The 15,648-nt window shown below is 41.1% G+C and carries 5 protein-coding genes; all 5 read right to left on the reverse strand.

Annotated features, from left to right (window positions below; translation table 11 throughout):
• Window positions 1–263: 263 nt before the first annotated feature.
• Window positions 264–9,998, reverse strand: a complete 9,735-nt coding sequence (locus tag KKI13_02515) for a hypothetical protein (protein ID MBU4487925.1) — start codon at window positions 9,996–9,998, stop codon at window positions 264–266.
• Window positions 9,999–10,638: 640 nt separating this feature from the next.
• Window positions 10,639–12,039 carry a hypothetical protein gene (locus KKI13_02520; protein ID MBU4487926.1) on the reverse strand — a complete coding sequence of 467 codons (1,401 nt, stop codon included), beginning with the start codon at window positions 12,037–12,039 and terminating at the stop codon, window positions 10,639–10,641.
• A 230-nt stretch (window positions 12,040–12,269) separates the two neighbouring features.
• Complete coding sequence (locus KKI13_02525) at window positions 12,270–13,508, reverse strand: DUF3592 domain-containing protein (GenBank protein MBU4487927.1); 1,239 nt, start codon at window positions 13,506–13,508, stop codon at window positions 12,270–12,272.
• A 28-nt stretch (window positions 13,509–13,536) separates the two neighbouring features.
• Window positions 13,537–14,412, reverse strand: coding sequence for an SPFH/Band 7/PHB domain protein (locus KKI13_02530; protein ID MBU4487928.1), 876 nt, complete (start codon window positions 14,410–14,412; stop codon window positions 13,537–13,539).
• Between the two features lie 59 nt (window positions 14,413–14,471).
• A partial coding sequence (locus tag KKI13_02535) for a hypothetical protein (GenBank protein MBU4487929.1) occupies window positions 14,472–15,648 on the reverse strand: 1,177 nt, incomplete at its 5' end.

Below are 15,648 nucleotides of genomic sequence, written 5' to 3' on the forward strand. Positions count from 1 at the left end.
AAACCCTAGTCTCTCTCTCGAAAGATACTCTCTCTAAGTTCTTTTTGGCCATAAATCCTCCTACTGCGTAGTTAATAATATCACACTCTTTTTAGAATTACAATAAAATACTGCGGCTTGAAATTCGCCCCCCTCCTATCCTGACATAAAAATCGCCTCCTCTCACCTATATATACGTATGAGGGGACTATTTTCTTTCAAATTATTTTAAAATTCTTTAAGTGGAGTGGCCCAAAGTGACACGTCTCTTATTTTCTTGTAGATTACTTCTTCACAACATAGTATTTCTTATCTCCTACCGTAACTTCCCAGTAAGGATAGAATGGCGAAGCTGTGGGACCACCCGGTTTCCATATAAGGCGAGCTTCGATGTTTACCGCAGTAGCTGTTTTCGTAATAGACTCCATAACTTCCTGAATTGCTTCTTCCTTTGAAATCTGCACATACCTTGTCGGCTCTTCCACATAGCTAGCTTGAATAAAGTGGCCGTCTTCTCCATCAATCAGAATTGCGGCATATGATTGGAATTGACCTCCTGTATATTTGTCAAAAGGAATTATGTAGTAATCACGCCCTACATCAATCCTGCAAACCTTTATAAATTCTCTTACAACTGAGTTCTGGATAGCTTTTTTGAAGTTCTCATTAAGCAGAAGCATTGGATCGATTATATCCTTCCAGGATATAGCAAAGGAATAATCCGCCGCCATCTCTGGCTTGAATAGGCTTACAAGATCCCCGCCTGTGGAAAAATGCAATAAAGCTTCCGGTTCATTAAGTTTCACCACTAACGCCGAATCTACAAGATGTTTATTAAATTCCGATATATTTTCATCGTTCATGTGGTCGGCGATATTCAAAAGATTCGCTGTGGACTCATTTATATTAGGCGGGGCTATCATGCATTCGAGCTCAAACTCTTCTTCCGGAGGTTCTGCTACCATGACGTATTTACCTGCGTACTTGTCGCCTATATATTTATTTTGTATGGCGACTATTGGAAGAGGTTTAAGGTAGTTAGCTAACTCGGATGAGGTGATATATACATCTTGTCCGATACCAAGCGTTTCGGAATCTGTGAGAAATAGACCGTATATCGTTATACCTGTTATATCATAAGCGTATTTCCAAGGTTGTGTGTTATATGTAAACGGGTCTATGTTTGAAGCGCAGCCGTTTACTACTATCCATCTCGAATAGCCTTCTACATCTCCGTAAAGAGGTAACATTACCGGCACATAAGGTTCTTCCGTAAAATAGTCGGAATAAAGAGGATCTTTAGGATCAATACCTTCCGGAGGATAGTCGGACCATGTCTCGAGCACAGGCCAGCTCATCCAGTGTATAATCTCTTTAAGATAAGTAGCAAAGTCTTGCGGAGTATTGGCATAGCTTTCTATGCTGAAATTATAACCTTGCGTATAAATATCGTAATGCTCTACTGCCGCGTCCATGCCATTCGGGTCAAGTTCTGTAAGTGCCTGGTTTTCCGCTAAATTCTTCGGATGCGCGTAATTATAGATATCGCAGTCTTGCGGGAAGATATCGTCTGGTTCGGGCCTCATAAAATCCAACATATCTTGCACAACGGCGATACTGGATAGATTAAACAGGTTTTCGCCTTTCTGATAATAGTGAGGCAACTTGATAAAGCGCATATAGCCGTAGATAATACCAACACAGTCAGTCGATGTATTACCCGCTGTATCAGTGGCTCGTGCAACTATCACCGCTCTCCTTCCATCGATAGGTATATCTACGGTGCAAGAGAAATTGCCGCCATTTACAGTGGCTTCGGTCCAGCCCGATACACCTTCTACTATTACATCTACGGCTGACAAGTGCTCATCGGATACCGTACCTTCAACGATAACACTTGCATTAGATGTACCCGTATTATCATGCGGTGAGGTTATGGAAATGGCAGGCGGTTCGGTATCTAATACAACACTTGCCGTTACTGCTTCACTTTCGCTGCCATTAGTGTCCCGCGTTGTTATCCTTATTATATTCGACCCATTTATCAAAGGCAGGTCATAAGACCACGAGGTATCGGCATTAAGCGCTATAACCTGCACACCATTTATAACAACTGCTGTATTCTTTGGTTTATTACCTGTTAGCGTAATCGGTGTTGTGTTGCTGAATTCGGGTATTTCATTTAATGCCGGCATAAGTGCAATGCTATAATTTGTAAAAGCAATCTCGTCTAAGTAGATCGTTCCTGACATAATCCCGTATTCAAATTTAAACGTAAGCTCAGCAAGGTCTGATACATTAACTCCTGAAGCTGAAAAATCCGTAAGAGGAATGTTTACCTTCTGCCATATTGTTGATACTGTAGCATAATTCTCTACATCAACGCACTTTTGATGACCCGCAGTGTCTTTTAAATAAATATTGGGCTTTTCGCCGCCAACTGCACCTTTTATATAAAACGATAACGTATCTTTTGACGAAGCATTAAGATAATCTATCCTAGTTGTCCATCCGCAAAAATAGCTTGTTACGCTGACGTTATACTCAAGACATAAACTCTTTCCCAAACCGCCGTATGGACTAGCCGTGTCATAACTTACAGTCATGCTCGCGTTACCCCATGGATAGCTACTCCCGCCAAGAGCATTTGCTGAAATGTTGTCATTGAAATTATCCACAAAAATCGATGCGTTGGCCATTTCCATTTTGATATCATCAATGTATATAGCCCCACTCCCGCTATTTATGGCGCTTTCAAAATATAGCGAGAAAATATCTACTTTATCCAAATATGTAACGGCCTTAAAGGCCGCAAAAGGTATAATGACTTTTTGCCATTCTGTAGTTACACCCTTAGATAAATAATCGGTTATCATTATTTTTGTTTCGTGGAGCTGGTTATCTTTTAAGGCAACTTTAAATAGTTCGCCTCCTGCATTTCCTTTTACCCAAAAACTTATGGCATTATATTTTCTTGCATCAATGCTATTGAGAGCGCAATCAAAACGACCGTAAGCGCCGCTGCCTGATATGTTATATTGTATTTTCATTGAATAGCCCAAGCCGCCTAATACATTGTCTGGATCGGTGTTATAATAAGTGCGCGAGCAAGTGGAACCAGTACCATAGACATAAGTACTTGTTGCGCTGCCAGGGTTATTAGGATCGGTGCCACCATCGTTAAAATCATCTATAAGACGTGCGCTTGACCACTTATCTTTTAAGGCATAATAAACCTCGCGCGGCGCCATCATATCTATGGAATCACCGTTATCTACGGTACGCATGATACCCCACCACTCTTCATTAGAAAAACCGTCAGGATGAGCTTCGTTTTCGTAGCCTCCGTAATCATGGCTATCAGGGTAGCTCCCTAAATCATCATCCTTCCACCATTCGTCGCAATATTCCATTATAACCCCGCCCATACAAAAGTTCTCATTTGCCGCAATTTCGTCCCACAGAGCTGTAGCGTAACTTGCCTGCATATCTTCATATTCGGTGGGGGGCGAAGCCATGTTATCCCAGGCATCTATGCCATATTCGGTTATTACGAATGGCTTTGTGCTTCTGAATTGGTAATTACTGAATAAATCGCCAAAGGTATTACCACGATATGTGTTGACGCCCCAGATATCGAGATAATTCATGGCAAAGTCTGTTGAGCGAACCGATTCCTCGCCCATATACACAAGCTCTCTGCTTGGGAACATAACAGGATGATAGGCTGAGCCCTCTGCTTCATAGGCAGTTCGGGCCATTTCGTTGATTAGAGTATATAACCCTCTTTTATAGCCGGGGTACCAATAATTGTCCTCATTACCGATAGCCCATATTAAAACAGCCGGATGATCTTTGTATGTCTGGACATATTGAACAAAATCTTCTAATACATCTATTCTATTTTCAGGAACGTTGGGTTTAGCGTAATCCGAATAATCCTTCGCACAATCAAGCCAATACCCCATTATGACATAGATGGGATTGACTCCGTTATTATAGCAGGCATCCAAGAATGCCTCGCTTGTTACCGCGCCCCAGGTCCGTATAGTGTTACAATGCATCTCTCTCAAATACTCTAAGTCTCGAGCCCACATAGTGCGGTTATAAGGCGTATCCGCAAAAACGTCTATGTAAGGCGAGCCGTCGTACCTGTTATATGGGTAATATCCAATTGGGGTAGGTTGATAGCCAACGCCGCGAACTATGAAGGGATTTCCGCCGACCAAAAGCTTCTGCTCGTAAATCTTCACGGGCCCTGTGCTCGGCTCTTTAAATAAACCATTAGTAAATTCAATATTATCTATGAATATTATGCCTGACATTATTTGCCACTCAAAAACTATCTCAAGACGCAGCAGTTTCGAAAGATCCAGCCCCTGAGCCGCAAAGTCCATAAGCGGAATCCTCACATAATGCCAGTCATCTCTTAAGGTAATGTAATCTCTTATATCAACATAGGCCCTCATTGAGCCATCATTAAGGTATACATTAAAATGCTCGCCTCCTAATGCGCCCTTTACGCAGAAACCGAGCATATTCATATTTGAGACATCCATATTGCCTAATTCTCTAAGCCAACTGCAGCTAAAGCCGGTCGTAACGCCGGTATATTCAAGCTTAATAGACTTGCCGCTTCCGCCAAATGGACTTAGCTCCTCATAGCTAACCGCAATGTCGGCGCCGTTATTCGCGAACCAATACGGGCTTCCGGGCTCATTTAACGGCTTCCCTGCGTCAAAATTATCGACCGGGAGATTGTCTGATACGAATTTTATTCCATCTACATAGATAGTGCCGGAGCCGCTTCCGATCATACCTTCAAAGGTTATGACGAAAGAATCCATATCGTTCCATGTCATAATCTGGTTAAAATCGTTAAGTGGCACTGTCACTTTTTGCCAAGTTGTGGTGACGCCATCAGGAAGATAATCTGCTATATTCAATTTACTCTCGTTTTCCGCCCGATCTTTTAAGTAGAAGGTGAACTTCTCACCGCCTACTGCGCCTCTTACCCAGAACTCCAAGGATTTATACATAGAGATATCTCTACCGATAAATGCAGTCCAGTAACCGGCAAAGCTACTGCCATACAAAATGTTGTAATCCAGTCTTAGGGAATAACCGTATCCTCCCATTACTACACCGGTAGTATTTATATAGCTATACGTGCAAGTACTTCCGTCTAGGCAAGGGAAAGTATCCATGTCACCGCCCAATAGGTTCGGCCTTACCCCATCGTCAAAGTCATCCACGGCTAAACTTACCGGTATAACCGTAAGCTCGAAATGAGTGGTCTCGCTCCAATTGCCGGCATTGTCAACTGCTGCAACATGGAAATAGTGCGTTCCTTCCGCTAGTTCATAAACCTGCTGTCTCATCGTTCCATCGATTACTGTATCTACGATAGTGGAGGGGCTATCGTCTAAAATAAAGGAGTAGCCTTGGATTCCGCTTGTATCTTGGGCTATCCAGGTAAATATGACCTTCCCTATATTGGCAATATTGGACTTCGGGAATAATATAGTAGGCGCTTCAGGCGGCGTTGTATCCGTATCCACATCATAAATCCATGACCAGCTGTAAGGAGAAGTCATCGCATTGCCTGCTTTATCGCTGACGCTAAGCAGGCTTACGTTTACTTCCTGGCCGTCTGCGAATACTACTGAAGTTGGGCTTAACTTATACGGCATAAATGTGAGAATCTTTGTCTCAGGATCATAATCTAAGGCGGGGCTAGAGGTATCATAAGTAACATTTTCAACCTGTAATCGTATTGTTTCTTCATCCACCCCTACGCCCGGGTAATCATCAACAATTAAACTTATGGTAGGGCTACTGCTTGTAACGCCTTGTGCAGGATTGGGTTCATATGCTATAGGCGGTGTATCATCTTTTATAACCATATAATGGTTGGCGTTGGACCAGTTACCTGAGCCATCCTGAGCCATTATATGGAAATACCATACGCCATCGGCTAAGCCAGTGTAAGTTATAGAAGTAGCCGTACCCTCACTTATACCATCGGGCATATTATCAGCAACTCTGTCTATCGAATAGCTATAACCGACAATCGGTTCACCTGAAGGAGGATCCCAGCAAATTTCAAAAGGCTGGGATATGGGTTTTGTAATAATGAGGTTATCCATCCAGTATGTAGCGCCTTGGGCATTATTCTCGCCCGGAACGGTGGAGTACCAATAGGACATATCCCATTCGCCCATTATGATTTCAGAGACGGTAAAGGTAGACGTATTTGGATAAATGGCCTTTAACATTTTATAAATGTCTATTTCCGCATAGTGCCATTCACCATCGGCCACCATATCGGAAACCGCGCCTATCACGGGAACAGCTGATTTAACCTGTTCAAGATCATCTGTTAATCTAACCTCATGCCATAAGCCATTAACAAAAAGGCGCATATTTATTTTTGCATCCTCTGGGATTTTATAATCAAACCTGATTACAGGAAATTCTTCTGCTTGAAAACTCTTACGTAAAACATAACACGAGAAATCGCCGCCGTTTTTCTCATTCACGAGTTTAACGGAATAGAGGCCTGTGGCTGATGTCGTATTATCCCTGTATACGCTTGCTCCATCTATGCCGCTTCTATTGGCCCAATCGCCTAAATTTACCTCAAAAGTATCCTGGCATATTGAATCACCCGATGTTGTATAAACTAAAGGTGGCTCCGGTATAGTCGTATCTTCGACATTGATGAAGACATTCTTAGAGGGGTCGATAGTTGATGCTATAGTCAAAACTTCACTATTTAGTGCAGCTATAGTTCTTTCGACACTGCTGCTTCGTGCTCCTACATAGACAATTCCTCTATATATGCCTGTATTCGGGCCTGTTTCGGTGAGCACTACTATTATGCCGGTTGGATCTGTAATGGATGATGTAACGCGGACAGATGTTATATCTATCGTGGAAGGGCTACTGTCAACTCCCGAAACTTCTACATAAAGCTTATCACCGACTCTGACTATAGTCCCTGTAAAATCACTTGAGAAATCTTCATTCTTAAGCGATACCGAATTAATCGCTGAAGGCGGATGCAGTTCCACTAAAACTATTCTTGGGGTCGATAAGGGACTTACATTATTATATTTGTCTTTTGCTTGCGAGGTAACAGTGTTACCGCCTGCTATCAAATTTGGTAGATAAAGGCTGTACCACCCGTCACCTTCCGCTGCTTTCAGAATGCCGAAAGAAACGGTGTTTAAGAACACTTCAACGGATGAGCTTTCCTCGGCTAAACCATATATATTAATGGTCTGCTTATTTATCGGTGAAAGCGGCTCAAATATTATAGGCGCCTCTGGCGGTACATCATCTTCAAGAATTGCATAATAAGCGCGATAGGGTAGAATTTCAATAACTTTAGTCGTCAAGACATTATTAGCGATATCACGTTCACTATCTATTGGCATCCATTTTGATTTTTCGAAATCATACCAATAGATCCCCAACTTCGCCTCGTCTACATCGGGTTGGCCATCATCATTTAAATCCAAATCTTTATCCGTATATGACATCTCCAAAATCGCAGGCTGTAATAGCGTTAAGTATGGCGGCATAAACTCATATATACTGCCCACTACGTTCATATTTTGCGGAGCAATAGCTTCATTGTCGCTCGGAAGAATTGCGACTACGAGATAGCTTGTGTCAATTGAAAGCGGCTCGACCTTGAATTTGACTTTTTCATCAGGGCTCTTTCCCTCACCGCCTAATTCATTTGAGATTACTCTACCAACTATTACTTTTATCCTTTCTACAAATTGCCTTCCTGCTGTATCCGTAACCGTGAGCCTTAAAGTGTAAACACCATTAAGCCCTTCGGAAGGATAATTAACACCCGGTGTGCAATAAGCTTTAAATTCATAACCAGTATCCCAATATGCCAAGAGGCCACCATCAATTGGAGTAGTAGAAGTTGCTATAGGAATCCACGTTTCAGGGTTTTCGCCTTCGCCGTAGTCAAGTGTATAACTCTGAAATTCCTCGCCTGTTGCCGTTCCTTCTATAGGAACATAACCGCGTATAAGGCAATCGTAACTTGGGCTTACTATTTCGGCATTGGTTCTTTGGAGGCCAAAGTCTGTTGTATAAATGAATGAAGAATCATCCGGTGAGGTTATCTCATATACGTAATCTCCGCTTACTGCGCCCTGACCACCACTATCTGTCCTATCCCAATAAATTGTATTATCACCGCTATTCTGTAACCCCTGATAAAGCGTTTTTATCAAGGCGCCTTGGGGTGTATAAATTTCTACTTTAACATTTGCCTGTCTTGACAAGAAATACGAGATAAATTCTCTTTCGCCATTTTCGAAATTCACGCCGAAAGCAACATCATATACTTCTAAATTAGTGTGGTTTCGTTGTATATTTACGTCGGTTATCGCTTGGTCCGCATTGCCTGCATAATCATAACATTCTACTTTTACATCGTATGCACCATCCGGCCATGTGCGGGTATCAAGGGTAAGTTTCCATGTTCCATTGTCATAGGCTCGTTCGAGGATTTCTGACTGTGCGTATGTACCACTCGATGTTAATTTGTAATATGCTTTGATGCCGGAGATATTCGACTCATTGATGTTTGAAGTAAGAGTAAGATTTCCCCAATAGGGCATATTTAATTCTGCGCTGGTTATTGTAACTTGAGGTAGTGTATTATCTACTATGATAATGCCGTGTTTCTGAAGCATAGCTTGATCGGTTAATGGATTTACACCTTCGACAAGGTAATAGTAATTTCCGTCCTGTACAATCGCATTATTTGTATTTTTGCCATCCCATGTGAAGCTATATGAGCCGGGCGTGGAGATGTAGGTATTTTCGATTATTTTTACGAGGTTACCTTGTGAATTAAATATTCGAGTTAGGACGCTGAGCGGTTCGGGGATTTCGTAAGGAATAGTAATGTTATCCTTTATGCCAATGGATGTCGTAGGTGAAATAATATCTTTTGCAAACTCCTTTAATAAGGGGTCAAAAATAATAGTTTCTGGGTATTGAATGAAATATGGATCCGGGTTATTTTGATTCTGTGATGAAGTGTTGCCTGCTATATCTTTTGCTGTTACCTGTAATTTGGCTGGTGTGCGCAAATGTATTGTCGTATTCATGCTCTGCCGGCCGTTTTCAAGATGAGTTCTGCCGTTAAAAGACACCATTGCTAACCCTGAATATACGCCATTCATAGTAGGATCTTCAATCCTCACGCCGAAATCCCGGGCGGCAACCCCCCAACTTGAGCCATCCGGATTTATACCTTTGTATACATTTATTGTTTGAATACTTATCTTCGGCTTCGTCACGTCTATCCAAAAAAGCCCTGCTGACGCTATTTCATTACCCCAATTGCCTGCCTTATCGACACTTTTTATCTTGAAGGTATATTTTCCATCAGCTAATTGCTTAGAACATGATGTATCATTACCGATATCCTTAGTCATATCCGGTTCCGCATTCCATGCTACTGAGTAACCACCGATACCCGATATGTCTAAATCATTGCCTGCAATACGAGGATCATCCTCTGCTGCTATCCACACCATAGTGATATTTTTATCTTTGGACCATTTGCTTATTTCATGGGTAGAGGAGGTAAGGCCGGTAACAGCAAACGGTGCAACTGTGTCTATGCATATGGGGCCGAGGTGTGCGGTTGAATACATCCCGTTTCCAGCTTTGTTCCAGTTGCCAGCGTTATCAACGCTGCGGATATGAAAATACCATCGGCCGTCATAAAGTGTAACTTCAGATAAATCGGAATCTGTATAAGTTGGTATAGTACTTGAAATCTTGTCCCATTTCGTAAAGTATCCTTTAATACCGGAATGAGTATCGGTAGCAGGTTCCCATGACGTAATTTTTATATGTGGGTTTTTTGATTGCGGGTCATTCCATTTACCAATTGCGTTGTCGTGTCCGGCAGTCTTAAAATTTGTGACTCGGTTGGGATCTTGATAAAATGCGCTGCCCAATGCAATCATCTGGTCGCTTGGGAGATACCTAGTCGTATAAATTTCAATAGGAGAGTGAATTCCACGTCTCAAAATTATTTCATTAAATGCGTCTGTATCCGTAATAATCGTCCCGCCTGATTGAGTGTGAACAATTGCATGACCACGATCGGCATAGCAAAATTCTACATATGCATCAGAGCGCATACGAATAATTTCATTTTCTTCAAGTCTACCCGGTAGGCTTCCCCGATTATCGTCCCAATATATGTACTCAGTACGCGCATCACCTGAATAAGGTTTAGACACTAATCTCCCTGCTGTAGCTATTATCTCATTACGGGTCGTTTTATCTAGAGATGATCCTTTTGAAAAAGATCCATGATAATCTGTTGCATCTTCAAATTCTTGCAATGTACGTACTCTCCTTACGCCTGCAGGTTGCATCTCAATTATATTGTGATTACTATGTAAATCGGGGGAGCCATTCAGAAATCCAGTATATATTCCACCATGGACATCGGAAATGGGAATGTTAAGGCTTCTAAATACAACATCGGCTCTCTCTTGGTGTTCAAGATTTCCTCCCGCGTTGACTGAAGAATTAGACACAGTACTCAAAATGCATAAAGCCAAAATTGTCATAACATTCATTTTCTTCGACATTGGATTATCCTGTGGGTTCTTTTTTATGTATCTCCTCTTTAAAGGAGCCTTCTATTAGTTTGATATTCGCCTTAATATTATTCTGAAGTTCCTTATCACCTTCTTGTGGCAAGCGTTCTTTTAATACTAATAATGTCTTATTAAGAACCACGGAATCTTTATGTGGTCCTAGAGCCTCTATCTCAAATTCCACCTTATTCTTTACTATGTCCAAAATTGTCGATCGTATCCATTTATCTTTGTGTGAAATTTTACCTTCAATTAGGGGAAGCGCTTCCTTTAAACTAAAAGCACCGCCTGGCATATTTTTTAGTTCTTTCAGGACCAAGATAAGCATTTCGCCGTCTTTTTCTTCAGCAAATTTAATCATCACCCTTTCATCACCAGGACTGCAAACTTGTAATCTCGCCATATCTTTCAGTTCTTTACTATTTCGCTTATTTAGAACTAACTCTATCAAATCATTATCGCCATAAGCACAGAGGCTTCTCATGAGAATTTGGAGTTTATCTATGTCCTTTTCTTCATTAAATTTTTTGAGTAGGATCTCTTTCCCTTCGGGGAATTGCAGACTCCCTATAGCTAAAATTGCTTCATTTATCACTTTACTAGAATAGATATCGGGAGACTGGGCAATGTGTGAAAGCTTTTCATATGCTTTTTGAGTAGCGAATTTTTTAGACCTTTTACCCTGTTCAAAACTTGTGAAAACTATGAATCTTAAAGTTGTTAAAAGTACCTCTTCATCTTTATCGTCTAAAAAAGCAATTATCGTATCTATATGCTTATCGCCTATTCCAAAAAGACAAATAATCTCTATGGCTGGTTTTTCAACATCTACGCCACTATTAATTTTATCATTAAGCAAAACTGCTAAATTATCGATGATTGTTTGTAGATCTTTTTCTGGAAATAACAACTTTTTATTTCTATATCTAGATAGAATACCCTCCATATAATAAATATAACTCGCTCGCATCCAATCAGGATATTTAACATTCATCACGATGGGCAAGACCTTATTTATTAAAACCTGGGGCTTCTCCATCTGGCTTTCCCATTTTGAAATCAATATACTCTTAATCATAGACCCCATATTACCCCAGTGTTCCCCTTCAGTTTTTGGCTTACCTTCAATTTTAATTATTTCTGCCTGAAGTCGAAGAAGTCCCTCTTCAGGTAAATTTTTTATTGTAGATAAAATATCGCTGTACTCTTTCTGAAAATACGCTTTTTGCGCTTCGTTCATTTTTTCGAGGTGTATCATTTTCCAGAGCGATTCCCATCTTTGTACAATTTTTTGCAAATTACTCTGCCTGGGATCTTTTTCTATTGCCCTGCTTTCCGTTATAAATGAGCTAAATATAACGCTAAAAATTAAGGCAAATAATATTATTTTCTTCATCACAACTCCTTTCGCTTTACAAAGTCCCAAAATAAGATATGGAAAAATAAGAGGTATTATTGCCATACCTCTGCGCTATTCAATATATTATACCATATATATTCACGGAAATCAATGGGCATAATCTATCTTTTTTAAATCCTAACATCTATTTTAACCATTTCTTCCGTAACATCTTTGTTTACAATAAGTTAAACATCGTAAAGCTGCGCGTTGCCCTAATGAGCATATCATTTAACCAGATTTTTGCTGGATCTAATCCCTTCCTTACGAGTTAGCGCCCATAGTACAAGTACCCCTACGCCTACAAAAATCGTACCTAAAATAAGAAATAAAAAAACTGCGCCTGATACCCCCGCTTTAAGAATAGCTCTTTCGGGACGATTCGGGTCATAATGGACAGCTACTCCCTTGCCAACCAGGTAGGGCTTAAGCGCGTATTCCGCATTACTGCGGCTCGAAAGCGTTGTAGCGCCATATAGGTCCAATACATCGATAGCATTAGACGTATGCATGGCACTATCTATTTGATATTCAAATACTACTTCTGGCTTGTAGCTAGTATCGCTAGTATCTTGAGCGGCGCGTACAACTTTTGAAGAAATGACTGTGCCTGTTGTCGTAGGCCAGTATAAGCTTGATATGCCGCGTGCTGTTCCGATAACACCCACTAATAAGCCTAATCCTCCCAATACCATCGGGAGAAGACAAAAAATCAAAAAAGCTAAAATAGTTCCTAATAGGCCTTGTTTCTTTTGTTTTGGAGCTGTAATAAAAGGCGGGATATCTGCCGGATACGGATTTTTCTCCAAAGCATACTTAATTCTTGAGGCAACACTAAACAATGAGTTAACCAGTTTTTCGTTTACGGTACCCGATACCGTTGGATAGTAGATAATAAATACTCTATTGTCTTTCGCGTACAACTCGGCCATTGTTTTATGATTAGGATCATCCAATACCGCTTTGACAGGCATGAATAAGGGATTGGTTTGCAGGCGATCGATATCATCCTTATCCCAGCCTCTGAATTGTACCCTCTTGGGTGAATACGGTGAGTAGTACTTTGCTTTTCCTCCTATCCAGCAGCGTTTAAGGAAAAACTCTTTGGCATTGCCTGTTTCAAAGAAACAAAATAACTGCTTAGATGATGAACGATGTTTAGGGCTACCGTGAGTTTCCCATCCAGTAAATATGGTAATCCCGTCATGACTTACAAAATGCTCAAGGCCGCGATAGGACTTGTAACGGTCTACGGGCATGCCCTTCACTTGATAATCATTGGGCACAAAGTTGTTAATCTTTAAGCCGATATCCCTTTCGTCTTTTTTAAAGTACTTCCACCCGCGTTGCGCCGCTAGCTTCTTCAGGAATTGCCCCGAGCGAATGCTCGAATTTATAATAGAAAGCACGCCCAAAACAATAATAGCAAAAAATGCTATATAAATATAAACGGCTTGTTGCGGCATAAGGCTATTTTCCTATTAAAAAATCGAGCTATCTGCCTTCTTCCCTCTTTTCCCTTTTTAGCGGCAGTACACCGGCCATTTCGCCGATAACGTTAACCAGGTCTGAATCGGACGGAATCACGATCTTCGCATTATTCTGAAGAGCGGTTTCCATTGCCTGAAGTTTACGCAAAAGTTGAGCGTTCCCTACGAAATATTTCTCCGCCGCTTCGTTCACGAGCTTGATAGCCTCAGCCTCACCCTGCGCCTCCAAGACTTTGCCCTGCCTTACGCCATCCGCTTTTTTGATCTCGGCTCTTCTTGCCCCGTCTGCCTCTGTTTCGGTAGCAGTGGCAAAATCTATGGCCGCTATCTTTTCATTTTCCGCCTTTACGACCTTATTCATCGTCTCCTGGACGTCCTTGGGCGGGTCGATTTCTTTTAATTCGGTACGGACTATGTCTATACCCCAGCTCTTTGTCTCGTCACAAAGCGTTCTGTGCAGTTCCGCGTTAATTTTGCCTCTTTCGCTGTTTGCCGACTTCAATGTCAGCGTACCGATGATATTCCTTAAGGTCGTCCTTGCCAGATTCACTATCTGCCACTGATAATTATTCACGTTATACTGTGAATTTTTCACATTATCCTCATCGGCTTTGACCCTGAAATACACCTGCGCGTCCACGCGGGCGTTAAGATTATCGTTTGTGATGATCTCCTGCGGTTCCGCGTCGACCATCTGTTCGGTGACGTTTACCTGAAACATCCTGTCAATAACGGGGATGATCCAATGAAACCCCGCTTCGGCAAAACGATTATATTTTCCGAACCGTTCTATAAGCCCGCGATGCGTGGGCCTTACAATCCTGATACCCATGAAAAATATGACTACAGCTGCTATTCCGACTGTTGCCAAAATGCTCATATGCCCCCCCTGGTTTTGAAAATTACATTTTATTAAAATGCTTTATTTCTCCATTTTGGCTAATATTCTTCAGGCGAACCTATTTTATTAAGCGGAATCATAGGGCTAGGCTTTAGATTATAAGGCATTTCAAGGCTTACCCGCTTATTAACAATATCTATCTCTAATGCTTCTACCTTGCCCCAAAAGGCAAAAGTTGCTGAACCATATTCCAGCCCACCTCTTTGATACGCTACTTTTCGCAACTGGCGACCTGTAATGTCATAAGCACGAATAGGACATAGATTATCCGGCAAAAAGCTATCCACTGATTCTATCACTGACCCTGAATAGCTGACTAAATTGTCATTAAAGGTAACTGTAGCGCCTGACATACTTGGATTGGCTTTAGTAAACCTTAATGTGGTTATAGAAATTGGATATTTAATTTCTATAGTGCCTGCGGCTTTTGCAAAGTTGATAATTCCCTTACGATCTTTATTCATTAATCTTAATTCGGATTCCGAAAAATTTTCTCTGTCACGATAGTCTTCTGTTTCGAATTTTAGTTTCTTACCGAATTTTCCTATTAGTACGGTATCGCTAAATTCTATTTCAGCATACCGACTATTATCGATTCGTGGCAATATTACTCCTATTTTCGGCGTATTAAAGCCGAAAACTGCATTATTGCGTGTCGATCTTATTCTTGTCTGTTTTATAACATCTCCCGGATCAATTGTTTGATAGGCCGGTTTTTCAGCGTCTTTCACATACCGAGGTGCTTCAGCACATTCGTCATATGATGTTCCTAATCGTCCCGGCTCTCTTGTGGCAATTACACTAATTTGCCTAGACACTGTTCGTTCCGGAATATACATTTCTATTGATGCGACTTTGCCTTTTGATAAATACAAATATTTTATGGTTTCCTCTACATTAAGCGATTGATCTGGTTCACTAAACATATCTTTTGGCCCGCTCATACGTCCAACATTCTCTAGTCTTTTGCCTTTTTTATCATATGTAACACAAATCAGTTCTTTACCCTTCCTTGGCAATCCATCAATTTCTAAATGAACAAAATTATTCTTGCATTCTTTTAGGGTAATACTAATCCCATCTTGACTAATGGTTTTTTCGATGTCTTGTGAGCTAAATTGAAATTTCATAAATTTTACAGGTAGAGTAATAGCGGCTATTCCTTCTGCCCTATAAGGAATAATATTTTCGTCTTCTATCGTAATCTGCAAATCT

It is taken from the genome of Candidatus Omnitrophota bacterium (genome assembly GCA_018894435.1).
Classification (GTDB): domain Bacteria; phylum Omnitrophota; class Gorgyraeia; order JAHIPI01; family JAHIPI01; genus JAHIPI01.

Bases quoted from the DNA above. Each gene is read 5' to 3' on its own strand.
- KKI13_02530 (MBU4487928.1), bottom strand. From the start codon at position 14,412: ATGAGCATTTTGGCAACAGTCGGAATAGCAGCTGTAGTCATATTTTTC.
- KKI13_02520 (MBU4487926.1), bottom strand. From the start codon at position 12,039: ATGAAGAAAATAATATTATTTGCCTTAATTTTTAGCGTTATATTTAGC.
- KKI13_02515 (MBU4487925.1), bottom strand. From the start codon at position 9,998: ATGATTGCATTGGGCAGCGCATTTTATCAAGATCCCAACCGAGTCACA.
- KKI13_02525 (MBU4487927.1), bottom strand. From the start codon at position 13,508: ATGCCGCAACAAGCCGTTTATATTTATATAGCATTTTTTGCTATTATT.